Genomic DNA, 25,701 nt, shown 5'->3' with positions numbered 1-25,701 from the left:
TCGGGCTGATATCCCGTCTGCGGTCGCCGCCGACGGTTTCGGCTTCTCAGTAGACCGCCGTTGCCCGGCACGGAAAAGGCCGTGCCGATGGCAACGGCATTGAATTCCGGGAGGCGTTGAACGCCGCGGCCCCGGAATCAACCGCAGACACCGACGTTCGGGGGAGTGGAGCGGACCGCGGGCAGGTGCCGGCAGATGAAGTTGCCCGGTTCGGTTCCTGGCACTTGGTGTTCGTCGTGCCGGCCGGCGAGCCGGCACGACGAACACCGCCCGATCACTGAGCACCGCCCGGCGGCCGCGGCGGGCGCGGACAGCTGAGGGGCCCAGGCACAGCAGCAGAAGCGGAACCGGTTCAGCCCCAGAACTCCCGCAGGGCGGCGTTGACCATGGTGGGCTCCTGGGTGTGCGGGTAGTACCCGGGCACCCGCAGGAGGCGGCCCCCGAGGGAGTTGGTGAGGGACTCGGCCACGGCCATGAGGGGGAGTCCCACGTGCTCGCGGTACGCGGCCGGGGCGCGGTCCCAGGTTCCGCAGATCACCAGAGTCGGCAGGGCGGCACCCCGGATCACCTCCAGCGGGATCTCCGCCTCCCAGATCGGCCGCTCTCCCATGGAGGTGGCAACGGCACGGAGCCGGCGCGGCGTGGGCTCGGGCACGGCCATCCCCAACCCCTCGGTGGACGCACGCAGATACTGCTCCGGCGTGACGCCTTCCGGGATGCCGGGGGCGCCGTCGCGCACCCGGTCGAGGAGGTCGGCGACGACGGGATGGTGCGCGGCGGCGGTGAAGGCGGAGGGCTGGATGAGGACAAGGGAGCGGACCAGGTCGGGGCGGCGCGCGGCGGCGATGAGCGCGGCGACGGCGCCGTTCCCGTGCCCCACGAGGTGGGCGTCGCCGAGCCCCGCGTCCAAGGCCCCGCCGCCGAGAACCTCCACGATGTCCTCGGCGTCGACGTCGAAGTCGCTGCGCGCGGTGTCCGGACTGTCGCCGTAACCCCGGCGATCCATCAGGAGGAGCCGCCGGCTGTCCGCGAGGGGCCGCTGCCCGGCGAACCCGTACGCGGAGTCGCTGCCCCAGGTGAAGATGTTATGGACGAAGAGGGCGGGGGCAGCGGCGGCCGCAAGGGCCACCGGGGCCCCCGAAGCTGTCGGGGCCTGGCCTTCTCCGACCCGATCGCGGTCATCCCATACAGTCACGTGCACGGCCATAGGTCACCCTCCCGAAGCTGAGGAACACGACTCCCGCGAGACTAAGCCTTGCCCCGTGGCTGACGCCGGTGGATGACGTGGGGGAAAACGGCCCCGGATCGTGTTGCATCCGGAACGGTCGTCGGAAGCGTGTCTCACCGTGACATTCAGCCGGTGCGGTTCGTACCGGATCAAGTTGCCTCCGCTCGGGCGGCGGCGCACGAGTCGAATGCGACCAGAGCTGACGGGAGCGACGCAGGGCAGTGCGGAGCGGCCATGGAAACGATCAGCTCTCCGGCGCCGTTCAACGAGCCGGTGATTTCACCGGATGCGGATGACGAAGGCCGTTGTGCACGGCAGGCGGAGCCGTCTTGAATCTGACGACGGCCGGATCGGAAACGTGAAACAGCCGTGGATGCACGACGGGCTGCCGGACGGTCACCCGGAGACAAAGGAAGGCCCCGCACCCGACATAGCCACGTGAATTCGTTGAAGGGCACATCATGCCTCAAGACACCGTGTTCCACCTTCCCTTTCCACCGGGGGAGAGCCCGGATATCGACGCGGCACGGCAGCGCAGTCTCGCCTGGTGCCGAAAGCAGCGCCTGGTGGCTCACCCCACCGACGAGCAGAGGTTTCTCCGCTGGGACATTGCCGGGCTGATGGCTGCCTGGTGTCCGCGCGCGAGTCAGGATCCGTTGGACCTGACGGTGGACGCCGTCGTGGTGGCCACCTTCCTGGACGATCAGATCGACGGCCCGTTGGCGGATCGGCCGGATCAGGTCGGCGATGTGTGCCAGGACTTCACCGAAGTGATCTCCTCGGGCGGGCGGGCACCGGCCGGGGCGGCGCCCTTGATCACTGCGTGTGCGCACGTCTGGAAGCGCCTGGCCGAAGGCTCCGCCCCGGACTGGTTGGAGCGCACGGGGCAGCACTGGCAGTGGTACCTCGACGCGTACACGCGGGAGGCACGCAACCGCGCGCACGGGCGCGTGCCGACCTCGACCGAGTACTTCGCCCTCCGGCGCCGGTCGGGGTTTGTCTACGCCATGCTGGACCTCAGCCAGAAGGCGTACGGCTTCGAGCTCCCGCACCATCTCCACGGGCATCCCGTGCTGCGCCGCATGCTCGACATCACCGTGGATGTGGTGGACACCCTCAACGATGTGCACTCCGTGGAGAAGGAGGAGTCCCGCGGCGATCTCCACAATCTGGTGCTCGTCCTCGAACACGAGCGGGGCTGCGACCGACCTGCCGGCATCCGTGCCATCCAGCAGATGATCACCTCGTGGTACCTGGAGTTCCTCGCGTTGGAGCAGCAGGCGTTTGCCGACCTGTCGGGCCAGGACGTGGAGACCGCGGGCCGATGGGTTGACTGCATGCGCACGGCCATGAGCGGCTATTTGCACTGGAGCAGGACCTGCCTGCGCTACTCACAGCTGGTGCCGCCAGGTGAGCCCGCCCTCGTCGCGGACCTGGTGCAAAGGCGCCACTGAGCAGTCCGGCGCGAACCAGCGGTGGAGGGGGGACGGACGGTTCGCCCGGCCCCGGGCCGGAGGCGAACCGCAGGCACCGGGCCCGTGATGAGACAGCGGCGGACCCGTTGCTGACGACCTGCGGCGCTGATCCACGGAGTGCTCTTCTGCGCCGACGTCAGACCGCGCGCAGGAGGCGGTGCGCGGTCAGACGGAGGAAGTCCCGGTATGCGGTGGGCGCGTCGACGGTGAATTCGATGTCGGTGGCTGCCAGGACGACGGTGATCCATTCGAAGGAGTCGACGAACGCGGTGTAGCGGCAGTGGTGGTCATCGATCGGTTCGAGTGCGCCGTCGATCCGGTGCAGCCTGCCGGCGGCGTCACGGGCGCCGGTGTGGGGCGTGAACCCGGGGGACCGCAAGGACGCACCCCTGACCACTCGGGCACACGGCCACGGGTCACGGCCGTGCTCCGTTCCGGAGATCGCCGACCGGGCAGTGCCCGGAAGATGTGCCGGGGCCGCCGACCGGGCACACCCACCCCCGCAGGGAGATGGCGAGGTCGGTGGTGAGCCGGGAGCTGAGGGCTTCGACGTTGTCGAGGGGGTAGGTGTGATCGCCGGGGAAGAGCCGTGGGGTGGCCGGTTGGCTGCTGATGTCGTTCCAGCCGTCCAGGGCCTCGGGGGAGATGACGGGGTCGTCCTCGCCTCCGTAGAGGGCGAGTTGGGTGTCCAGCGGTGGCCCCTGGTGGGGCGGGAACTGCAGGGCGAGCAGAAGATCGGCGAGCATCGGAATCCACGCGTTGACCAGCGCCCTGGGGTCGTGGTCGGCGTGGTCCGGGAGGCGGCCGAAGAGCTTCTCGACACCCTCCCGGCCGCCGAGGAGGACATCCGGAGCCTGTGCGGTGAAGTCGGGGTGGTGGGGGGCGGCCATGGCGGACAGGGCCAGCAGGGTGGGCGGGCGATGCCCCTGCCGGGTGAGGCAGGTGACGGTCTCATGGGCGAGGAGCGAACCCACACTGTGACCGAAGACGGCATACGGGTGGCCGTCGTCGTCCTGGCGGATGCGCGCTGCCAGGAGCTGCCCGAGGCGGCGCGGGTCGGTGTGCACCGGCGTGCCGGTGGCGCGTCCACGCCCGGGCAGTTGCAGGGCGTACACGCCGACGGCGGCCGGAAGGTGGCGGGTGAAGGCTTGGAAGTAGGGGGCGCTCATCCCCGCGGGCGGCATGCAGTAGAGGCGGAGGACGTGGGCGTCGCCGGTGGCCGGGCGGAGGGCGACGAAGTCCGGTTGGTCGAGGGCGGTGGTGCGGCGGGCCGAACCGTCCGCCAAGCCGTTGACGTTCACGCGTGTTCACTCCGCTCCGGGACGGCGGCCGTCGTGGTGGGACCGGGGGAACCCTGCTGCTGGATGCGGTGCAGGGCTCGCTCGGCGATGTCGGGGAGGTGGGCGGCGCTCATCAGCTCCAGGGTGGGGATGTCGCAGCCGAGGTGCCGGCGCAGCGCCGTGGAGAGTTCGAGGAACATCAGGGAGTCGATGCCGAGCAGGTCCAGGCGGCTGGTGCGGTCGAGGCGGTCCACGGGGGTGTGCAGGACGGCGGCGGCGAGCTCGGCGACCTTGTCCTCGATCAGGGCGAGGGCCTCGCCGCCGCCCATCGCGGCCACTTTGGCGCGCAAGGTGGTGAGATCGTCGGTGCTCTCCTGACGCCGCTGGAGCAGTGCGCCGGTCCGGGGCGCCTTGAGGCGGGGCAGGACACGGCTGATGCTGTCCCAGTCGAAGCGGCCCAGCGCGACGACGGGCCCCGTCCGGGTGTCGAGATGCCGGTCGAGCGCGGTGAGCGCGTCGGCGGCGCCGACCGGGGCCATGCCGTAGGAAGCCATCTCGTCGAGGCGCCCGCTGCGGTGCACGTATCCGGCGTCCGCGATCACACCCCACTGGACGGCGAGGGCGGGGGCGCCGCGTCGGTGTCGGGCCCGGATCAGCGCTTCCATCGCCGCGTTGGCCGCGACGTAGGGCGCTTGCTGAATGTTGCCGTCGAGGGCGGCGATCGAACTGTAGGCGACGAAGAAGTCGGGATCGTGGTCCTCGGCGAGCGCGGCGAGCGCATGAAGTCCGGTGATCTTGGGGGCGAGGACGGTCTCCAGGTGGGTGTCGGTGACGTCGGCCAAGGGAGCGTCCGCGAGGACCATGGCGGCGTGCACGACACCGCCCAGGCGCCGTTGCCGCAGCGCGGTGCGCACCGGGTCGAGGGCGCCGGGCCGGGTGATGTCGGCGCGGTGCACGGTGACCTCGGCTCCCGCGGCGCGCAACTCGTCGAGCAGCGTCGCAGCGCCGGGCGTTCGGGCGCCCCGGCGTCCGACGAGATGGAGATGGCGGGCGCCGCGCGCGGCGAGGTGGCGGGCCGTGACGGCACCGAATCCCGCGAGGCCACCGGTGATGACGTACGCGGCGTCGGCGTCGAGGGCGCGCGGGGGCGCGGCGCCGACGACCGGCGGTGGGGCGTCGAAACTGATGACGATCTTCCCGGTGTGCCGGGCGTGGTTCAGCAGATCGAAGGCCTCCCCGAAGCGGTGCGCGGGGAAGACGTGGTGGGGCAGCGGCCCCCAGCGGCCGGTGGTGACGGCTTCGGCCAGCTCCGTGAAGTGACGCCGTACCACGGGCGTGCGCCGATCGTGCAGGTCCAGGGTGTCCACGTCGAAGAACGAGGCGTTACGGGCCGGCGGGGACACGGGCAGGGGGTCGTCCCGCTCCCCTTCGCGTCGGCCGAGTTCTATGAAGCGTCCCTGCGGGGCGAGCAGGCGCAGGCTGCGCAGGCGGGCCTCGCCGGGCAGGGAGTTGAGGACGACATCGACGCCGCGGCCGTCGGTCAGGTCCGCGACCTGCTCGGCGAAGTCCAGGGTGCGCGAGTCCAGCACCTGCTCGACGCCCAGCAGGCGCAGCAGACTCCGTTTGGCGGGGGTGCCGGCCGTGGCGATGACGCGCGCGCCGGCGCGCCGGGCGAGTCGCAGGGCGGCCAGCGCGACGCCTCCGGCGGCGGCGTGCACGAGGACGGTGTCGTCCTCGGTCAGGGCGGCGCACTGCCGGAGGGCGTGGTGTGCGGTGAGGAACGCGCTGGGCAGGGTGGCTGCCGCGGTGAATTCCATGGTGCCGGGCAGCGGTATGACGTGCTCGGCGGCGGCGAGGACGTGGGAGGCCAGGGCGGTATGGGCCATGGCCGCGACGCGGTCGCCCGGTACGGGGCGGGTGACGCCGGGGCCGACTGCGGTGACGGTGCCCGCGCAGTCCAGACCGAGGCCGAGGAATCCGTGGCGCCGGGCCGCGGGCAGGGAACCGTTACCGGTCGCGGTCAGCAGGTCGTGGTGGTTGAGCGCGGCGGCCGCGGTACGGATGACGACCTCCCCCTCGGCCGGTTGGAGCGCGGTGGTGGCGCGCCAGCTGAAGAGGGGGTGACGCCCGGGGACATCGACGTGCAGTGCGTAGGGGGGCTCGGATCCGCGGGCGCCCTCGGTGTCGGGCAGGGGAGTGACCCGGGTGGCGAAGCGCCCGTGCGGCGTGAGGACCACCTCGTCGTCGACGAGCCCCTCGGGGCTGCCCGCCGCGGCTGCGCCGTCCGGAAGATGGTGCAGTTCGTGCAGAAGGCGCTGGAACGTTTCGTCGTTGCCGGGTTCGGTCAGGGCGAGGCGACGTACGCGCAGCGAGGGGTGTTCGTTCGCCAGGCTTCGCGCGGCACCCCACAGGGGGGCGCCATGGGGCGAGGGCGGCGGGGTGGGCGGCTGCTGACCGCCGGCGTCGATGATCCAGATCCGCAGACCCTCTTCCGGTGACTGCGCACTCCCGCTCCAGGCACGGGTGAGGTCACGCAGCGCGGCCAACTGCCGTACGCCGTGGTCGGTGTACTGCCGGGGCGCTGTTCCGTCGGCCGGTTCGGCGAGGAGGATCACGTCGCTCACCGGCCGGGGCGGGGTGGACCCGTCCGCCGTACCGGTCAGCTCGCGCGTCCAGGGAGCGGTACCGCGTGCCTGCGCGACGTGGTGGACGCGGTCGGAGGGGTATGCGGTGCGCAGGGCCCGGGCCAGCCGGTGCGCCAACGCGGTGGTGGCGTCGGCGGTGGGAGTGCTCAGCAGCCAGGACCGGTGCGTCGCGTCGTCGGGCGCCGTGGCGGCGGCGTCCGGCCGTCGCACGCCCGGCGCGGCGGGAGAAGCGAGGTCCGTTGCCTCGCCGGGGACGGCGCGGGCCTCGCGCTCGGCGACGACGAGGGACACATGGGGCCGGTCCGCGGTGGTGTCGTCGTATTGCCCCGTGGCCGCGAAGCCGCAGTCGGCGAGGAGCTTGGGCCAGCGGTCGTAGGGCACCAGCGGGCCGTCGGGCCGGACGTCCTGGTCGGTGGAGAGCCAGAAGGAGTCCAGCAGACCGAACACCGGAGCCAGGAGTTCCACGCTGTGGGTCTCCAGGGCGACCAGGTGGCCGCCGTCGGCGAGCAAGGTCGCCATGGAGCGCAGGGCGCGGGAGATGTCGCTCGTGGCGTGCAGGATGTTCGCGGCGATGACGAGGTCGTAGGCGCCCGGCTCGAAGCCTTGCTCCACGGGGTCGCGGCCCGCGTCCAGCACCTGGTGGACGACGAAGTCGTAGGCGGAGAAGCGCTTCTCGGCCGCGGGGAAGAACGCGGGGGACACGTCGGTGAAGGTGTAGTGGACGCGCTCGGGCGGCAGGTGGGGCAGCAGGGCCGCGGTGGTGGCGCCGGTGCCCGCGCCGACCTCGAGGATGCGCAGCGGCCGGTCGGCGGGCCAGCCCTCGACGACGGTGCGGATCCAGCCGACGAGCGCATGGGTGTGCGGGGCGAAGAAGGTGCTGGCCTCGTAGAACCGCTGGAGGAGGTTGTCGGACTCGGAGAAGAGGAGCTCCAGCGGGTTGGCGTCACCGGTGAGGACATCGGCGAGGCGGCCCCCGCACACACCGTAGGTGAGGGCGGTGACGCTCTGATCGGGGAAGTCGTCGAGCAGTCGGCCGAACAGTTCCTCGGGGCGGGGCGCGGCCGTGCTGCTCCAGACGCCGGGCCCGGTGGCGGTGAGGGCGCCGTGGCGGACGGCCTGGAGTAGCAGGACGTCGAGAAGGTTCGCGTGCTTGGCCTCGACCCCTGCGTCGAAGAGGTCGGCGGGACCGAACGAGGAGTGCTTCGCGGCCGGGAGCAGCTGGCGCACGGCCTGGGCCGTGAAGTGGGCGCAGACTTCGAGCAGCCGCGGCCGGAGCGCGTCGCTGATCCGGTGCAGTCGGCGCAGCGGGGCGTCGTTCTCCCCGCTTACCAGGTCCGGCAGTGACCGCGGTGCGGGCAGCGGGCTCCGGCCGGGAGCGGGTTGGCCGGGTACGGGCGCCGCGCGCAGGACTTCGGTGAGGCGGTCCTGCGCGTCGGCGGTCACGGCGTCGAAGCGTCGCAGCTCGCAGCCGAGCAGTTCCATGCACACCTCACCGTCGTCGTCGCACAGGGCGATGTCCCACCGGGCGTCGGGCCCGGTGGCGCGGGTGACATGGGTGAAGCCGGAAGAGGGCAGGGCCTGCCAGCTGCGGATGGTGGCGATGCGGGCGGGCAGGAACGGGGCGGGCCGGTCCGCGGTGAACATCAGCGGCAGACAGGTCTGCAGGGCGCCGTCCACCAGCGTGGGGTGGGCGATGATCTCGGGCTCGGGCCGGACCGGCGCGGTGAGCTCGTAGCGTCCCACGGTTTCCTGCGGCCCGGTGTGCAGCTGGGTGACGGCCCGGAACGCCGGTCCGTAGCCGAGACCGGCCTGCTGGGCGGCGGCGTAGTGCTCAACGGCGGGCTGCTCGTGCGGCAGGCGGCGTTTCAGGGCGGCGATGTCCAGACGGGGGCGCCGGGGGCGCAGCAGACTCCGCACGCCGGCGCGGACGTGCGCGGTCCACTCCTGGTTGCCCGTGCGGCTCCGGACGGTGAGCCTGCCGTCCTGGGCGAGGTGGGTGGCCAGCTGGACGTCGTTCCCGTCCGTGGGGCCTGCCGCGTCGGCGCCCCATTCGAGGGTCAGGGCCCGGTCGATGGACAGGCCGGTGATTTCGAGGGGTGTGTCGTGCCGGCTCCGCGCGGCGGCCAGCGCCATTTCCACAAAGCCCGCCGCGGGCCATACGACGGCGTCCGTGACCCGGTGGTCCGCCAGCCACGGGAGCCGGTCGGCGTCCGGACGGTTCAGCCATGTGGCCTCCGGTCCGGGTTGGCGGGAGCCGAGAAGGGGGTGGACCGCGGCGATGCCGTCGCCGGGGGCGTCCTCCCGCCACCAGGACGCGTCGCCGTTCCAGTGCCGCTCGCGCTGCCACGCCACCGCCGGCAGGTCGGCCACCGCGCCGGGGCGCGGGAAGTAGCTGTCCCAGTCCACCGCTGCCCCGGCGGCGAGTACGCGCAGGACGGTCTGTTGCAGCGCGTCCACGCCGGCGAACGTCCGGGACAGGGTGGGAACGATCGTGCCGGGGCCGGAGGCGCCTGTGGTGGCACGTCGCAGATAGGCGGTCAGCACGGGGTGCGGGCCGATCTCGACCAGGACGTCGCAGCCGGCGTCCCCGGCCGTCAACGCGGTGGCGGCCTGGTGGAAGCGGACGGGGCGGCGGATGTTGGCCCACCAGTACGCGGCGTCCAGGGCGTCCCCGGACACGGCGCGGCCGGTCACCGTGGAGATCATCGGAAGGCGGAAGGGCCCGGGGGCCAGCGATTCCAGCGCATGGGTCAGCTGGTCACGCACGGGGTCCATGGCCTTCGTGTGGAAGGCGTAGTCGAGGCGCAGGTCCCGGAAGAAGACGCCGTCGGAATCCAGGGCGGCGCCAAGGGCCGCGAGGTCCTCGTGCGGGCCCGCGAGGGTGACGTCCTGGTCGGAGTTGACCGCGGCGATCTCCACGCGGTCGTTCAGCTGAGCCCGCGCGATCCGTTCCCTGGCGGCGTGTTCGCCCAGGCCCACCGCGGCCATGCCGCCCGACCCCGCGGTGGCGGCCTGCGCGAGGCTGCGGGCGGCGATGACGCGGCAGGCCTGGGCCCGGGTGAGGCCACCCGCACAGTACGCGGCGGCCACTTCCCCGACGCTGTGCCCCATGACGGCGTGCGGCGCGACGCCCCGGGCGGACAAGGCGGCGACCAGGCCCGCCTGGACGGCGAACAGCATCGGCTGCGCGACTTCCGTACGGTCCCAACGGGAGGCATCGGCGCGGGCCAGCTCGGAGCGGACGCTCCAGCCGAGCAGCGGATCGAGTTCCTCGGCGACGGCCTCGACCTCGGCGGTGAACGCAGGGTCCCGGTCGAGGAGTTCGGCCCCCATGCCCGCCCACTGCGAGCCGTTCCCGCAGAAGACGAAGCCGATCCGGCCTGCGCTCACCAGGCGTTCGGTGGCGGTGCCGGCGTCCTGTCCCTGTGCCGCCCGGGCCAGGACGCCGGCGGCTTGGGCGGGATCGGTGGCGAAGAAGGCCATACCGTGGCGGCGCCGGGTCCGTCGCCGGCATGCGGTGAAGGCGGCGTCGTACAGGGCCCCGGGCCCCTGCGAGGAGTCGGCGGCCAGGGCGGTGAAGTGCTCCGCCCAGGACTCCAGGGTGGCGGTCAGCGCCTGGGGCGTATGCGCGGAGACGATGACCGGCACCGGCCGCGCCGCACTGCTGACGGCCGGCGCGGTGGCGCCGTCGCCTACCGCCGGCGGCACAGGGGGCGAGGCCAGGACGGCGTGCGCGTTGGCACCGCCGATACCGAAGGAGTTGATGCCGACCACGACGCGGCCGGTGCCGGGAACGGGGCGGGTGGCGAGTACCGGCCGCAGACCGAGGCCGTCGAAGTCGATCTTCGGGTTGGGCGGATCCGCGTGCAAAGTCCTCGGTACGGAACGGGAGGCGATCACGACCAGCGACTTCAGGACCCCCGCCATCCCGGCCGCCGCTTCCAGGTGCCCGAGGTTGGACTTGACCGAACCGATCGGCAGCGGTGTGCCGGCACGGTGGCTGCCGAGCACCTCTCCCAGCGCCGCGCACTCGACGGGGTCGCCGACCAGGGTGCCGGTGCCGTGCGCCTCCACATAGGACACGTCGCGCGGGTCGATGCCGGCGTCGGCGTACACCCGGCGCAGCAGCGCGGCCTGGGTGCGTGAACTGGGCGCGGACAGACCCACGGTGCGGCCGTCGGAGTTGAGCGCGGTGGCCAGGATGGCGGCGTGCACCCGGTCGCCGTCGGCCAACGCGGCGGCCAAGGGCTTCAGGACGAGCATCACGGCGCCCTCGGAGCGTACGAAACCGTCGGCTGCGGCTCCGAAGGGGTGGCAACGGCCCGTCGGCGAGACCACTCCGGCCTGAGCGAAGCCGACGAAGGGGGCCGGCGACAGCATCAGGTTCGCCGCGCCTGCCAGGGCGAGGGGGCTGCGGCCGGTGCGCAGATGCTCGCACGCCTGGTGCAGCGCGGTCAGGCCGGAGGAACAGGCGGTGTCCACCGTGCTGGACGGGCCGGTCAGATCCAGTTCGTACGAGACGCGGTTGGCCGTGATCGACAGGAGGCCGCCGGTCGTGGTGTAGGGATTGCTCGAACGCAGCCGGCGCGCCTGCAGGTCGGCGTAGTCGTGGGTGGAGACACCCGTGACGACGGCGGTTTCGCTGCCGGCCAGGGCATCGATGTCGAGGGCGGCGTCGTCGAGGGCCTCGACCGCGCACTCGAGCAGCAGACGCTGCTGCGGGTCGATGCGGGATGCCTCCTTGGGGGCGATGCCGAAGTACGAGGTGTCGAAGCCGGTGACTTCCGGTTCCGGCAGGAATCCGCCCGCTGTGGAGTGGAAGGTGCCCGGCTTTCCCGGACGACGGGTTTGATGGGCGCTGATGTCGAAGCGGTCCGGGGGCATGGTGCCGACCAGATCGCGCCCGTCGTGCAGAGCATGGCCGAGCTGGTCCAGCCGGTGGATGGAGCCCGGCAGACGCAGGCCCACCCCGATCACCGCCACCGCGTCAGCGGGCAGCGGGGCGGGGTCGGAGGTGGTGGAGGGGGAGGGGGAGGAAGGGCGGGGTTCAGCCATGGTGGCCTCCACGTGAGCGGCGCAGGTTCGAGTCTCGGGAAGGGTGAGGCGGCAGCGGGGCGTGTCGGATCAGCGCTCGAAGCGCGGGGGAGGTGCCCGGACCGGGGTGGCGGCGTCCACTCCCGGAGCTGCCGGGCCGGACGGGCTACCCGGCCGGCTGCACGGGCTTGCGGCCCCAGACGGAGACGGCGTGCATGCCGAGATCCGTGAAGTCCGGATGGTCGATCAAGGACAGCGCCGCGTCCAGCTCGCCGGCCAGGGGGGAGTTCTCCCGGGCCTGGAAGTCACGGAGTTGGGCGAACGACAGACGCCAGAACTCATCCGCGGGACCGCCGGCACCGATCATCACCGGCTGCACCCCCATGCCGCCCGAGGTGAAGCCGGCGTCGGTCACCAGGGCCCGCAACCGCCGGCCCAGGCGGAGGTCGCTGCCCTGGGAGGCGCCGAGGGTCTCCTCGGCGACGTGCAGTCCCTGACGCATCACCGGATGGGGCGAGGCGTCGGCGGGCCCCAGGTCGAGATCCTCCACCAGGAGGAGACCACCGGGCCGCAGCCACTCCGCCATGGCGGCCAACACCTGTGCGGGGTCCGCCAGATGGCACAGGACCATCCGGGCGTGGATCAGCTCGAAGGAGCCGGCGGGAAAACCGTCCCGGGTCACGTCGTGGCGCAGGACGGTGATGCGCTCTTCGGCCGCGAGCTCCTCGAAGAAGCGGGTGTCGATATCGGTTGCGGTGACGTCACCGCCCGGGCAGATCCGGGCCAGCATCCGGGCCACCGACCCGGAGCCCGCCCCGACCTCCAGACAGCGGGCCGTGGCGGGCACGCCTGCCTGTCTCACGTAGTGCTCGGTGAACGGGTCCCACAGGTCCTCCAGGGCACGCAGCCGGCCCTGCTCACCGGTCCTCTGATGGCCGAAAGCCCCGGCTCCGTAGCCGGATGCCCCCGCGGGGACGGGCCAACTCCGGGGCATGGAATGGAGTGGGGTCAACGATGTGCCTCCCTGGGGCGCGTATCGGATGTGCGGGTCGCGGCGGTGCGTTGCGGGCCGCTGCGCGGACGGTCGATCCGATACCGCCTACGAGTACCTTGCAAGATCGAATTTTTTGCGATCATCCCCTACCGGTAGCCAGGTGAACAGGGCGCCGCCCTGCCGACCGTACCGCCCCGGCCGCTGACCGGCCCCGAAGATGTCGACCCGGTAGCGGTTCGGGGGACGCGGCGGCCAACGGGGCTTTTCCGGAGGGTGTTGGCGCATGCCGCGGCGGGTCGCTCCGACGCGTTGTCGCGGACGCGCGAATGTTCCGCCCGCGTCTTCTCGGCGAAGGCGCGGGCGGTTCACTGGGGGAGGCGGGTCAGACGCGGACGCCGAACATGAACGGTCCGCCGATGGTTTCCATCGACTCGTACCGCACGACGGTGCCGGTGCGAGGGGCGTGGAGGATCTGGCCGTTGCCCGCGTAGAGGCCGACGTGGTGCAGGTCGTTGAAGAAGAACACTAGGTCGCCGACCTGGAGTTGGCTCCGTGTGAGACGGGTCCCGATGCGGGCCTGCTCCTCGGAGGTGCGCGGAAGGTGGATGCCGGCCTGGGCATAGGCCCAGGAGGTCAGGCCCGAGCAGTCGTAGGAGGCGAGGCCGGTGCCGCCGCGGAAGTACGGCTTGCCGATCTGGCCCTGGGCGGCGGCGAAGGCGGCGGCGGCCCGGCCGGAGGCGGACGTGTCGTTGCCGAGCTCGACCCGCTCGGTGGCGGAGCGGCTGGCCCGCTTCTGCTCCTCGACGAGGGCCGACTTCTCCTTGGCGGTCAGGGTGTTGAGGAGTTTCTGCGCCTCGGCGAGCTTGCTCTGGATCTCCTGCTTCTTGTTGCCCAGCTCGGTACGGGTGGTGGCGAGGTTCTTGAGTCTCTCGGTGGCCTTGGCGCGGGCCTGGGCGATCTCCCGCTGCTTGTCCTGGATCTTCCTCAAGGCGGCGACCTGTTGTCCGCTCAACTGGTCAAGTCTGGATGCCTTGTCCAGGTAGTCGTCCGGGGTGGCGGACAGGAAGAGCTGGACCGAGGCGTCGATACCTCCGGAGCGGTACTGCGCGCTGGCCAGGGAACCCAGGCCGTTGCGCATCGCGTTCAGTTCCTGCTGGCAGCGGGCGACACCGTCCTGGATCGAGGAGAGGTCCTTCTGCAGCTTCTGCCGCTCCTCGTTGGCCCCGTTGTACTTCTCGGTGGCCTGCTCCGCCTGCTCGTAGAGCTTGTCGACCTCCGCCTTGACCTCGTCCTTGTTGAGCTTCTGGCTCGGGGCGGCGTTGGCGGTCTGTGAGCTCAGCGCCACGGCGGCCGCCGCTGCGGTGGTCAGGACGGTGAGACGCGTTCGGCTGGGCTGTTTCGGCCGACGATGGGACGCCACAGGGCGAACTCCTTGCTCCTTCGACCGCCTGCCAACTCGTCGGCGGGCGGGGCCTTCCGCTGTCACTCCGCCTGAGTGAGCACTGAACGGAGGGTTGGCGCAGACCTTAATGAAATTCGTACGATTAGATCAATTGTTTGGAGGGAAAGTCCCCTTTTCGGGGTTCGTGGCGGGAGGTGCCTTCGCACCGCCGGCCGGAGCGGCCTCAAGTGATGGCGCGGGCCCGTCACATGACGTGCGCGACGACCCGGGAGAAGGCGGGGACGGGCGCCCGGGCCGCGGGCCCGTGGGCGGCGGTGCGGAACGGGGGCGACACCAACCCGCTGATCCGCCCCTTCGTCGAGAGCGCAACGGTCGCGTACCGCCGCTGAGCACCGGCCACCGGTGCTGCCGCAGCCCGCGAACACGGCCCACGCCACGGCGCCCGGCGGCGCGAGATGCCCGGACGCCCACCGGCCGCAAGATCTCCCACCGCTGCATCGCGCACACCGTGCGTGGCCGGTGTCCGCCGCGGCGGCACGGCGGATCCCCTCGTGGCTGAGTGCCGGGTCACGCCGAAAGCGTTGGACACCCTCAGGCCGATCGGCGAGCATCCACGGATGACAGATGAGGAAGGTCGCGGGAGGCCGCTCGTGCGGAGCCCGAGGACGGTGCGTTTCGTCGAGCTCTCCGGTGAGGCGATGTCCGCTCTGCTCGACGGAGACCTGTCAGCAGCCGGCAGGACGGCCGGGGTCACGCTGACCGAGTATTTCGTGACGGACCAGGCGCGGTGGTTGTGGCGGTACCGACTCGGCCAGATGGACGCCGACCCCGGTCACGCGCGGTGGATGGTGCGGCAGGCGGTCGTCGGCGACGAGGGCACCGTCGTCGGACATGCCGGGTTCCACGGACCGCCCGATGAGGCCGGCACGGTCGAGATCGGCTATTCCGTCGCTCCCGGCTTCCGCCGCCGGGGATATGCCCGCGCCATGCTGACCGAGTTGCTTCGCCGGGCAGCGGCGGAACCCGCGGTCACGACCGTGCGGGCGACGATCAGCCCCGACAACGTGGCATCCCTGGCCACGATCTCGGGCTTCGGCTTCGTCGAGGTCGGCGAGGAGTGGGACGAGGAGGACGGCCCCGAACTCGTCTTTGAGGCCCCTGCCCGCCGGCTTCCACCCGCTTGACGGGAAGGTCCGCGGCGGAACGCCGAACGATGACCCCGGCGTCCGGGACGGTGGCCCGCCGGGGCCGTTCGCCTTTCCGTCACGAGCGGAGCAGATGCATGGCCACCGCCTCGGCGTCGGCTCCCAGCCCACGCAGCGGATGGCCCGGGGGAACGACACCGACCTGCATGAACCACCGGACGTGCTCGGTGGGCAGCCCGAGGACGTAGAGGTTCTCGTCCGGCCGGCCCGAGGCGTCGACGGGATGGAACGGTGCGTCGCTCACCGCCACGCCGCCGGTGTCGAACGCGTCGCCGTCGGCCTCGTTGACGAAGCTGGTCCAGATGCCGTCCTTGACCAGTTGCCTGGTGAGCGGCGAACTGTCGTGGTGGAGGTCCGGTTTGGGCAACCGCGCGTCGATGAGCGCCTCCACCGGGGTCTGCGCACCCCGGACCCGTGCCGAGTCCAGCATGACCCGGCCGCTCTCGGCACTCCGGCGATACCGGACATGCGGGCCGACTACGCGCAGGTGACCGCTGTCGAGCAGGGCCAGGAACTGTTCCGCCCGGACCAGCGGGGTCCCGGCGGACAGGAAGGACAGCGGCTGGGCGAGTTCGGAGACGAAGGACCGGTGGGACGCCGGGGTCAGCGCCCCGAAGTCCACGGCCATCCGCTGGAGATCGCGGGTGGCGCGCAGTACCTCCAGCGCTGCCTTGAGCGGATCGTCGATGTTGCCCGCCCGGGCGTGCGCGAGGTCGTCGCCCACCACCCGGCGCAGTGCCCGCTCGAAGGCGGCCGGGCTCTCGAACGTCCGCCCCCGGAAGGGGTCCGCGTGGTCGCGGAGGTCGAGAAGTGCGTGCCCGGCGAGCCCCGCCTCCGCCAGCGCCGCCGCGACCACCTTTCCGGGGTCCTCCGCCGCCGGTGCGGCCCCGCGGAGGTGCGCGAGGAACGCCCCGGCCCGTTCGGGGCCGTGCTCCGCGCCGAGCAGGGTGTGGAAGTAGGCGACGTTCACCTCGGCGTCGATCCAGGGCTGTACGTCCTCCGCGAAGTCGCATCCGCCGCGGCCGCGCAGGCTCCGTATCCGGTCCACGGTGAAGAGCACCGGGTCGTAGGTGCGCACCCCGAGCCGCTGGTGCACCCCGCGCACCCGGATGGGGACGCCGGTACGCGACCCCGCCACGATGCGTCGGGGCTCCGCCCCGCTCGCCCGGTACCGCAGTACGCCGCCCGGATCCCGGACGAAGCTGCCCCCGCGGCCGAGCGTCAGCGAGGCGAGGACGTCGTAGAACGACAGCCCCATCCCGAGCACGCCGACCGTGCTCGCCGCCGCGATGTCGCCGAAGTCCCACTCCGCGGCCGGTCTCGGGCGCAGGAACGGGAAGTCCGCAGGTATCGGCGTTCCCCCGTCGAGCGCGCCGGGCGAGGTGGCGTCCTCCCGGTCGGGGTGGCCCGTGGCGAAGACGACCCGGTCGGCGGTGTACTCCCCGCCGGCCCGCAGGTCGAGAACGTAGCCGCCGTGCGCATCCTTCGTGACCGCCCGGACCTCGTCGCGCACCGGGACCACCCTCACGGTGTCCGGGGCGTTGCGCAGGACCGAGGCGAACACATACGTGAGGTACTCACCGTAGGCGCGGCGCGGGGCGTACACGGCGTCCCCGACGGGCACCCCCGCGGTGTGGCCCGAGGCCCGGTACCACTCCGCGAAGGTCGGCCCGTGGCCCGGCCGGACGGGACCGCCGTCGGCCGGACCGGAGAACATGGTGAGTTCATCGGTGGAGTTGTCCATCAGCAATATGTCCGGCTGGTCGGTGCGCCACGTGCGGCCGCAGCCCACCTCGACACCGTCGATGGCGTACACCGTCACCGGAGCGGAGTAGCGCCGCTCGACGATCCTGGTCACGAGCCGTTCGATGACCGACACCCCGCGGGGCCCGGTTCCGACGACCGCCACCGTGAACCCGTTCGACATCTCTTCGCCTTCCCTACCTCTGCGTTGTGGGGACGGGGGGTCCGGTGCGCAGCACGTGTGCCAGCGAGAAGCTGAGCAGCAGACAGCCGAGCAGCGCAGCGGTCAGGCAGGACTCCGCGATCCCGAAGGCGGTGCCGTAGGCGCGGACCCCGGTGCCGTCGCCGAGCGCGGCGAACAGCACAGGGCCGAATCCGGCCACTCCCAGGGCCGACCCGATCTGCATCGCGGAGATCACCAAACTGGAGATCTGGCCGGCCCGGTGGGTCTCGACGCCCATCATGAGCACGCGGGTCAGCGACGACAGGACGAGCCCGTGCCCGATGCCGGCGACCACCAGCCCGGCGATCAGGGCCGGGCCCGGCCGGGCCGTCGTCAGCAACGCCGCCACCTGGAGCGCGAAGCCCGCCGAGATCACCGCGAAGCCGATCGGCACGGTGCGTTCACCGGCCGCCACGACGAGCTTCGGCACGATCAGCGGACCGATGATGAAGCCCGCGGAGAACGGCAGGAACAGCAGCGCGGCGGCCGACGCACTGCGCCCCAGACCGTCCTGCGTGTAGATCCCGAAGCCCATGAAGAACAGGCTGTCGGTGTAGAACCAGAACGCCAGCAGCAGCCCGCGCCAGACCACCGGACGACGGATCAGTTCGATGTCGACCAGCGGCCGGACCGTGGTGCGTCGGCGTTGGAAGCGTACGAACCACCACGCCAGCACCGCGGCGGCGACCAGACAGGCGAACGCCCACGGCGGCCAGTGCAGCGAGCGCCCCACCGACAGCGGGACGAGGACCAGCGCGATGAGCACGCACAGGACGGCCGCGCCGGCGACATCGAGGGCGCCGGTGCGGTCGCCGGCGTTCTCCCGCATCCACGCCCGCGCGCCCACCAGCGCCAGCAGTCCCACCGGCACGTTGATCCAGAAGATCGCCCGCCACCCGAGCCCGAACACATCGGCCTGGAGCAGCAGTCCGCCGCCCACCTGCCCGATGATCGCGCCCAGGCCGAACACGAAGCCGTAGGCCGCGATCACGGGTGTCTGGCGCCGCTGCGGGAGGACGGCCCGGAACGTCGCCAGGACCTGCGGTGAGAGCATCGACGCGGCGAGGCCCTGGAGGAACCGCCCCGCGATGAGGAAGGAGACGCTCCCGGCCAGTCCGCACAGGGCCGAAGCGACCACGAAGCCCGCCAGACCCGTCAGGAACAGGCGTTTGCGGCCGAACCGGTCGCCCAGCCGTCCGCCGGGGATCAGCCCGACGGCGTATGCGGTGGCGTAGGCGGAGATGACGAACGGGAGCTGTCCGCTGCCCGCCGACAGGTCCGCCCGGATGTCGGGCAGCGCCAGATTGACGACGAAGTAGTCGATCGGGGCGAGGATCGCCCCCGTCAGCAGCGGCCCGACCGCCAGGACGTCCCGGCGGCTGTCCGGCTCGGAGGACCGGCCGGTGGTGAGGGAGTCAAGCACGCGTGTGTTCCGTCCAGTGTGCGGTGATGTACGCCTCGCACTCGCCCCGGGACGCCGGGCCGAACACGTTCTCCCATCCCTCCGGGACGTCGAACGCGCAGGGCCAGAGCGAGTGTTGGCGTCTGTCGTTGCGCACAACGGTGAACTGGGCGGATTCGTCGTCGAACGGGTTCGCCACGAGAAGACCTCCTACTCCGTGGGGTGCGCTACGAGGTGAGCGTGCATGATCTCGGCGAGGGCAGCGGCGGATTCCGGCCGCAGCATCTCGTGGTGGGCGCAGTCCAGATGCGCGGTGGCCGGCGCCACCCCCGTGAGCCGGTGCCATGCCAGGGCGTCCGCGCCCGGGTCGGCGGTCTCCCGGGAGGAGACGTAGGTGACGGCCAGGGGGGCCGGAAGAGGACGGTAACGCTCGGCCATGACCTCGTGGATACGGGCCATCGGCTCCGGCGCGGGCTCCGCGACGGCGTCGCCCGCCGCGTCGAGCGCCTCGTACAGCCCCGGCGGCCATTCCGGTACGGCACCGTCGAAGGGAGCGATGTCGAGCACGGTGAGGGACCGCACCCGTCGCCCGCTCCCGGTCAGCAGCCGGGCGGTCTCGTAGGCCACCAGCCCGCCGAAGGACCAGCCCACCAGGTGGTACGGCCCCTCGGGCCGGCGGGCCAGGATCTCCCGGACGTGTCCGGCGGCGATGTCCTCCACGCTCCCGGGCGTCCGGTCGCCCGCCAGCAACGGCGACTGGAAGGCGAACACCGCGCCCTCCTCACCCAGGGCGTCGGCCAGGTGGGCGTAGTGCCAGCCCATGCCCTCCTTCGGGTAGAAGCACAGCACCGGGCACGGGGCACCGGGACGGAACTCCAGCACGTGGTCCGGCGCCGGTGCGGAACCGGCCGCGCCGCCGCGGTCCGCGATGCCGGCGAGCATGCCCCGGACCGTGCGTCCCGCGAAGACATCGGCCGGGGTGCACGCGTAGCCGCGCCGCCCCGCCAGCGCGCACAGGCGCACCGCCGAGATGCTGTTCCCGCCGGCGGCGAAGAAGTCGTCGGTCACCCCGATCCCGGCGCCGCCCAGCACCTCGGACACCAGGCCGGTCAGCACCGCCTCGTCCGTGGTGACGGGCAGCTCGCGCCCGGCGCCGGCGGTCCCGGCGAGTGGCAGGGCGGCCCGGTCCACCTTGCCGTTGGGGGTGAGGGGGAGCCGGTCCAGGAACACCACCGCGGCCGGCACCATGTACTCCGGCAGCGCCGCCCGCAGCGACGCCTTGAGCGCGGACTCCGTCAGCCGTGCGTCGGCGGGCACGACATAGGCGACCAGGGCCCGGTCACCGGCCGGGGTCGCCTTGACCGCCACCTCGGCGGTCTCGACCCCGTCGTGGGCGACCAGACGCGCCCGGACCTCACCCAACTCGATGCGGTGGCCCCGCAGTTTCACCTGGTCGTCGTTGCGGCCGAGGAAGCACAGGCTGCCCCCGGAGATCCACTTCACCAGGTCACCGGTGCGGTACAGCCGCTCCCCGGGAGCACCGTGCGGGTCGGCGACGAAGCGCGACGCGGTCAGGTCCGGCCGGTTGCGGTACCCCCGCGCCAGCCCCGCGCCGGCGAGGTACAGCTCCCCGGCCGTCCCGGGCGGGACCGGACGGAGGCGCTGGTCCAGCACATGTAGCCGCGTACCGGGGAGCGGGCGGCCGAGCTCCACCGCCCCCTCGGGGGTCAGGCGGTGCGCCGTGGACCACACGGTGTCCTCGGTCGGCCCGTAGACGTTCCACGCGGTCTCACCGGTCCCGGCCAGGTGGGCCGCGAGGTCCTCCGGGAGCGCCTCGCCGCCGCACAGCACGGTCGTGCCCGACGGCAGGACGCACCCGTACTCGCGCAGCAGCTGCCACATGGTCGGAGTGCCCTGGACGAAGGTGGGCCGCCACCGCTCGATCTCCGCGCCGAGCACGTCCGGGGTGCCGGCCACCCCGGAGGGCAGCATCACCACCCGCGCACCGTGCCGCAGCGGCAGCAGGAGCTCCAGCCCGGAGATGTCGAAGGCCGACGACGTGGTCGCGAGGAAACTGTCGTCCTCCCCGATCCCCAGCAGCCCGCCCATACCGGACAGGAACTGCGCCAGCGACCGGTGCGTGATCTCCACGCCCTTGGGCGCCCCCGTCGACCCCGAGGTGTGGATCACATACGCCAAGGAGTCCGGGCCGGGGCCGCCCGGCACACCGCCGTCGGGACCGGGCCCATCCAGCTCACCGCGGGGGACGGCCAGCCGCGCGACGGACTCCGCGAGCCCGTCGTGCCCGGTGTCGGCCAGGACCAGCACGGGCTCCGCCAGGCTCAAGAGGTGTGCGATCCGGCCCGGCGGGTTGGCGGGGTCGAGCGGCAGGTACGCCGCGCCCACCGCCATCACGCCGAGCATGCCCGCGACCAGGTCGGACGACCGCTCCAGCAGCAGCCCCACCAGGTCACCCGGGCGGACCCCGGAGCCCACGAGGCCGGCGCCGACCGCGGACGCCCGCTCCAGCAGCTGCCCGTACGTCACCGACTCGGTGCCCGTGACGACGGCGGTCCGCTCCGGCGCCGCGAGCGCCCGGCGACGGAACGTGTCGTACACCGTCTCCCGCACGTCCTCGGCCGGGGCGGAGCTGCCGAGCGCACGGTAGGTCTCCCTCTCACCCGGCAGCAGGACGTCACCGTCGAACACCCCTCTTCCGGGAGCGCTCAGCAGCGCTTCCAGCACGAGAAGGAACCGGTCGCCCATGCTCCGCACGGTGTCCGCATCGAACAGCGCGACCGGGTACTCGATGGTCGCGGTGATCTCCTCGCCGTCCTCCCCGCGCCCCGGCGTGAAGTCGAAGGCCAGGTCGAACCGGGCCCCGCCGGAGTCCACCGGCACCCAGGCGGCCTCCGCCCCCGGCAGCGCCAGCCGTTCCGCCTCGGCGTCCTGAAAGGTGGACAGCACCTGGTACACGGGGTGATGGCTCAGCGAGCGGTCCGGGTTCAGCGCGTTGACCACCGCATCGAACGGGAGATCCTGATGCTGGTACGCCCGCAGGCTCATGTCGGTCACCCGCGCGAGCAGCTCCGTGAACGTCGGATTGCCTCCCAGGTCCATGCGGAGCACGACGGTGTTCGCGAAACTGCCGATCGCCCGCTGGAGGGAGGGGTCGTCCCGCCCGGAGACGGCGGTCCCGACGGGCACGTCGGTGACGCCGCTCAACCGTGACAACAGCACCCCGAGTGCGGTCTGCACGAGCATGAACACGGTGCAGTTCCGCTCCCGGGCCAGGCGCTGGATGCGCCGCACCAGCGGCTTGCCGATCGTGAAGCGGTGCCGGGCGCCGCGTCCGTCGAACGCCGGCGGGCGGGGCCGGTCGGTGGGCAGCGGCAGCAGCGGCGCCAGCCCGGACAGCTGCTCGCGCCAGTACCGCGTCTGCTCTGTGCGCAGCGCCGTCGGCCGCTCCTCGGACCCCAGGAGCTCGTCCTGCCAGCGCAGGTAGTCGGCGAACCGCGGCCCCGAGGACGGGGCCGAGGCGCGGGCCGGGTCGGCGTAGCATTCCGCGAGCCGGTCGAGGAACGGCCTGATCGACCAGCCGTCCACGGCGATGTGGTGGAACACCAGCAGCGCGCGGACGCGGTCACCGCCGTGCCGGAGCACCACGAGACGCGCCGGACACTCGCGGTCCAGCCGGAACGGCCGGGCGGCGAGCCGCGCGGTGACGTCCGGCTCCCCGGGAGGTACCACGACCTCCTCCACGGCACCGCAGGCCATCTCCGCGGGCAGCACCTCCTGGGCCGGTGTCCCGTCCTCCTCGGTGACGAACCGGCTGCGCAGCACCGGCACCTCGGACACCACCCGGCGGAACGCCCGCGCCAGCCGGCCGGTGTCCACCTCGCCCGCGAGGTCGAAGCAGACCGGGACGTTGTACGCCGACGAGGGGCCCATGACGCGCTCGTTGAACCACAGGTCCCGCTGTGCGGCGGACAACCGGTGGCGGGTCGGTCCGGTGCCGGTCTCCGCCGTCGGGACGAGCCGCGGCCTGGCCCGTGGCGCGGCCCGCAGCAGCCGTGCCAGCTCCGCCATCGGGCGCGGCTCGATCAGGGACCGGACGGAGAGGTCCACATCGAGTTCCGCCCGCAGCCGGTTGACCACCCGCGCGGCCGACAGGGAATCGCCGCCCGCGTCAAGAAACGTTTCCTCGGCCGGTACGCCCGGCAGCCCGAGAACCTCGGCGACGATGCCCAGCAGCGCCGCCTCGTCCTCGCTCGAAGCCGGTCCGCCCGCCCCGCCCGGCGCACGGTGCCGCCCGGCCAGGGCGCGCCTGTCCAGCTTCCCGTTCGCCGTCAGCGGGAAGTCGTCGACGACCACCACCGACGACGGCACCATGTGGGCGGGGAGCCTCCGGCGGAGCCAGCCGCGGACGGCACCGCCGTACCGGCGCCGGGCCGGGCCCGACCGCATGGGCTCGCCGGCCAGGCGCTCCCCGTCGGCCGCGGCAGGTCCGTCGCCGCCGCGCCACTTCCGGCCGGGCGGGCACAGCACGAGATCGAACCGGTCCGGCTCCGCGCTCCACGTCGCGGTCGCCTCGTAGCCGCAGAGCGCCCCCGCCGCGCACAGCTCGGCCGGGTCGGTCCCGGTGCCGGGAGCGGTGTGTGCCGGGGGCCAGGCGGGTCCGTCGCCGTCCAGGGCGGACAGCCAGGAGACGCTGCGCGAGGTGCGCGGATTCGGCACGCCCCGCACCCGCACCACGCCGCGCGGCGCGTCCTCCAGCAGCGCCCGAAGCTCCGCGGCGTCCCGGCAGTCGGTGCCCCAGCGGACGACGGAGGCGGTGTCCTCGAAGCGGGCACCGGGCCCGTTGCGGTGCACCACGACGTCGTAGCGGTATCTGCTCAACTCGTTCGCGCTGCTCTCGGCCTTCAGCCGGACCTCGACCCCCGCGACGTCGTGCGCGGAACCCGTCAGCCGGGTGAAGAAGCGCGGGTCCACCAGGAGTTCGCTGTCCCGGTCCATCTCGTCGGCGACCAACTCCCGCGCCCGGCCCGGGGACAGCGTGTGCTCGCCGTGGCGCAGGCCGACGGTCTCCGCCGCGAAGTGCCGGTGCAGTGCCAGGTTCCGCACGTCACCGACGAACAGGCGCCCGCCGGGCACCAGTCTCCGCAGCGCTCCCGCCAGCACCCGGTCCAGGTAGCCGGCGCTCGGGAAGTACTGCACGACGGAGTTGATGACGACGACGTCGAACGCGTTCTCCGGCAGGTCGGAGAAGTCGTGCGCCGGCCGGCACAGCAGCCGCGTCGCGACACCCGCCTCCCCGCCCTCCGCGGAGAACCGTTCCCGGAGATGCGCGACGGACGACTCCGAAAGGTCGGTTCCCCAGTACTCGGTGCACTTCGGGGCGATCTCGGTGAGGAGCAGGCCGCTCCCCACACCGATCTCCAGGACCCGTTCCGGGTTGAGCGCCAGGACGCGGGCGACGGTGTTCGCCTGCCACTCGCGCATCTCCTCGATGGGGATGGGCTGCTGGTCCCAGCTCCGGTTCCACCCCGTGAAGGAGGCGGACGTGTCCGACGCGTCGAGGGCGGCGTACGTTTCCTGGTACACGCTCCGCCACTCGGCGACCCGTTCGGCCTCGTCCTCCAAGGGCGCCGCCCCGTCCGGGGAGCCCGGGGCGGGTTCGGCGAGCGACACGTAGGCGACCAGCGACGCGGTGCCGCCGGAGAGGTCCTGCCGTACCACCGCGGCCCGGTCCACGCCCGGATGGGCGGTCAACGCCTTCTCGATCTCCCCGGGTTCGATCCGGAACCCCCGGACCTTGATCTGGTCGTCGGACCGGCCGACGTACTCCAGCTCCCCGTCCGGCAGCAGCCGCGCCAGGTCGCCCGAGCGGTACATGCGCTCCCCGCTGCGGAACGGACAGGCGACGAAACGGCCGGCGGTCAGCGCGGGCTTGTTCAGGTACCCGAGAGCCACGCCCTCGCCGGAGACGTACATCTCGCCGACCTCACCGGGACCGACGGGGGTGAGCGTCTCGTCCAGCAGGTGCACGGTCAGGTGCGGCAGCCCCGACCCGATGACGCTGCCCGGGGCCGCGTCGATCTCCTCGTCCAGGACCGGGCGCAGCGTGGTGTGCACGGTGGTCTCGGTGATCCCGTACATGTTGACGAACTCCGGCGCGGAGCCGACGGCGTCCCGCCAGGTCCGCAGCCGCCCGAAGTCCAGCGGCTCACCGCCGAAGATGGCATACCGCAGCGCCAGGCCCTCCGCGGCTGACGGCTGTGCCGCCGCCGTCTCGCCGAGCAGGTAGAACGCCGACGGCGTCTGGTTGAGTACGGTGACGCGCTCGCGGCGCAGCAGTTGCAGGAAGTCGGCCGGGGCGCTGCCGATGGCGTAGGGGACCACGACGACCCGGCCGCCGGTCAGCAGCGGCCCCCAGATCTCCCAGACGGAGAAGTCGAAGCACTGCGAATGGAAGAACGTCCACACGTCGTCCGCCCCGAAACCGAAGGCGCCGTTCGCGCTGCCCACCAGCGCGGTGACGCTGGAGTGAGCCACCGCCACGCCCTTGGGTTCCCCCGTCGAGCCGGAGGTGTAGATGACATAGGCCGCGTCGTCGGTGGTGAACCCGCTCCCGTCCGGTGCGGGTCCCCGGGCAGCGGCGACGAGTTCGTCGTACGGCACGGTGGACGGTGCGCCGTCCAGGAGGGGCGGCGGGTCGTCCTGCACCACGACGCAGGTGGGGCGCGCGTCGTCGAGGAAGTACCGCAGGCGCTCCTCGGGGTAGGCCGTGTCCATCGGCAGATAGGTGGCACCGCTCCTCAGCACCCCCAGCATGCAGACGATCAGGTCGGCGCTTTTCCGCAGCGCCAGCCCCACGACGTCGCCCCGGCCCACTCCGCGGTGGCGCAGAGCACGCGCGACGGCATCGGCCCGGCTGGACAACTCGCCGTAGGTGAGCTTTCTGTGGCCGTCGATGACCGCTGTGGACGCTGGTTGCGCCTCGGCGACTTCCGCGAACAGCGCGTCGATCCTTTTCGGGAATTTCGACATGCGACATCACCGCTTTCGCT

The 25,701-nt window shown here is 72.4% G+C and carries 13 protein-coding genes; 3 read left to right on the top strand and 10 right to left on the bottom strand.

The window, feature by feature from the left end; all coding sequences use genetic code 11:
* Positions 1–352: 352 nt before the first annotated feature.
* Positions 353–1,207 carry an alpha/beta fold hydrolase gene (locus tag ACF1BH_RS22035; protein ID WP_391644651.1) on the bottom strand — a complete coding sequence of 285 codons (855 nt, stop codon included), beginning with the start codon at positions 1,205–1,207 and terminating at the stop codon, positions 353–355.
* A gap of 497 nt (positions 1,208–1,704) precedes the next feature.
* On the opposite strand from ACF1BH_RS22035, the gene ACF1BH_RS22030 reads away from it, so the two are divergent.
* The gene (locus ACF1BH_RS22030) at positions 1,705–2,682 is read left to right on the top strand and encodes a hypothetical protein (RefSeq protein WP_391644649.1); all 978 of its coding nucleotides are present in this window, start codon (positions 1,705–1,707) and stop codon (positions 2,680–2,682) included.
* A gap of 157 nt (positions 2,683–2,839) precedes the next feature.
* On the opposite strand, the gene ACF1BH_RS22025 is transcribed toward ACF1BH_RS22030, so the two are convergent.
* From ACF1BH_RS22025 to ACF1BH_RS22005, 5 genes are all read right to left on the bottom strand, one after another.
* Complete coding sequence (locus ACF1BH_RS22025; RefSeq protein WP_391644647.1) at positions 2,840–3,082, bottom strand: hypothetical protein; 243 nt, start codon at positions 3,080–3,082, stop codon at positions 2,840–2,842.
* A 37-nt stretch (positions 3,083–3,119) separates the two neighbouring features.
* Positions 3,120–4,004, bottom strand: coding sequence for a thioesterase II family protein (locus ACF1BH_RS22020; protein ID WP_391644645.1), 885 nt, complete (start codon positions 4,002–4,004; stop codon positions 3,120–3,122).
* Entirely contained in the window at positions 4,001–11,683 is a 7,683-nt protein-coding gene (locus ACF1BH_RS22015; protein ID WP_391644643.1) for an SDR family NAD(P)-dependent oxidoreductase, read from the bottom strand. Before ACF1BH_RS22015 ends, ACF1BH_RS22020 begins: the two co-directional genes overlap by 4 nt.
* 145 nt (positions 11,684–11,828) lie before the next feature.
* Positions 11,829–12,674, bottom strand: coding sequence for a class I SAM-dependent methyltransferase (locus ACF1BH_RS22010; RefSeq protein ID WP_391644641.1), 846 nt, complete (start codon positions 12,672–12,674; stop codon positions 11,829–11,831).
* Positions 12,675–13,038: 364 nt separating this feature from the next.
* A complete protein-coding gene (locus tag ACF1BH_RS22005; RefSeq protein ID WP_391644639.1) occupies positions 13,039–14,076 on the bottom strand; it encodes an NlpC/P60 family protein in 1,038 nt (345 codons plus the stop codon).
* 230 nt (positions 14,077–14,306) lie between these two features.
* Here ACF1BH_RS22005 and ACF1BH_RS22000 point away from each other — a divergent pair, with 230 nt between their 5' ends.
* Entirely contained in the window at positions 14,307–14,447 is a 141-nt protein-coding gene (locus tag ACF1BH_RS22000; RefSeq protein WP_391644637.1) for a hypothetical protein, read from the top strand.
* Between the two features lie 279 nt (positions 14,448–14,726).
* On the top strand, positions 14,727–15,242 hold the full coding sequence (locus ACF1BH_RS21995; protein ID WP_391644635.1) for a GNAT family N-acetyltransferase: 516 nt from the start codon (positions 14,727–14,729) through the stop codon (positions 15,240–15,242).
* A 79-nt stretch (positions 15,243–15,321) separates the two neighbouring features.
* On the opposite strand, the gene ACF1BH_RS21990 is transcribed toward ACF1BH_RS21995, so the two are convergent.
* The 4 genes from ACF1BH_RS21990 to ACF1BH_RS21975 are packed head-to-tail and all read right to left on the bottom strand — an operon-like array spanning position 15,322 to position 25,681.
* Positions 15,322–17,190 carry an FAD/NAD(P)-binding protein gene (locus ACF1BH_RS21990; protein WP_391644633.1) on the bottom strand — a complete coding sequence of 623 codons (1,869 nt, stop codon included), beginning with the start codon at positions 17,188–17,190 and terminating at the stop codon, positions 15,322–15,324.
* Positions 17,191–17,203: 13 nt separating this feature from the next.
* Positions 17,204–18,652, bottom strand: a complete 1,449-nt coding sequence (locus tag ACF1BH_RS21985) for an MFS transporter (RefSeq protein WP_391644631.1) — start codon at positions 18,650–18,652, stop codon at positions 17,204–17,206.
* Positions 18,645–18,830, bottom strand: coding sequence for an MbtH family protein (locus tag ACF1BH_RS21980; RefSeq protein WP_391644629.1), 186 nt, complete (start codon positions 18,828–18,830; stop codon positions 18,645–18,647). Before ACF1BH_RS21980 ends, ACF1BH_RS21985 begins: the two co-directional genes overlap by 8 nt.
* A gap of 11 nt (positions 18,831–18,841) precedes the next feature.
* On the bottom strand, positions 18,842–25,681 hold the full coding sequence (locus ACF1BH_RS21975; protein WP_391644627.1) for an amino acid adenylation domain-containing protein: 6,840 nt from the start codon (positions 25,679–25,681) through the stop codon (positions 18,842–18,844).
* Positions 25,682–25,701 lie beyond the last annotated feature (20 nt).

Origin of the sequence: Streptomyces sp. NPDC014733, assembly GCF_043083385.1 — a bacterium.
Classification (GTDB): Bacteria; Actinomycetota; Actinomycetes; order Streptomycetales; family Streptomycetaceae; genus Streptomyces.
Note: the sequence above shows the minus strand (reverse complement) of the source record. Positions and strands in the feature narration are given on the sequence as shown.

Coding starts and splice junctions, on each gene's coding strand:
- ACF1BH_RS22015 (WP_391644643.1), bottom strand. CDS start 11,683: ATGGCTGAACCCCGCCCTTCCTCCCCCTCCCCCTCCACCACCTCCGAC.
- ACF1BH_RS22000 (WP_391644637.1), top strand. CDS start 14,307: ATGACGTGCGCGACGACCCGGGAGAAGGCGGGGACGGGCGCCCGGGCC.
- ACF1BH_RS21975 (WP_391644627.1), bottom strand. CDS start 25,681: ATGTCGAAATTCCCGAAAAGGATCGACGCGCTGTTCGCGGAAGTCGCC.
- ACF1BH_RS21990 (WP_391644633.1), bottom strand. CDS start 17,190: ATGTCGAACGGGTTCACGGTGGCGGTCGTCGGAACCGGGCCCCGCGGG.
- ACF1BH_RS22035 (WP_391644651.1), bottom strand. CDS start 1,207: ATGGCCGTGCACGTGACTGTATGGGATGACCGCGATCGGGTCGGAGAA.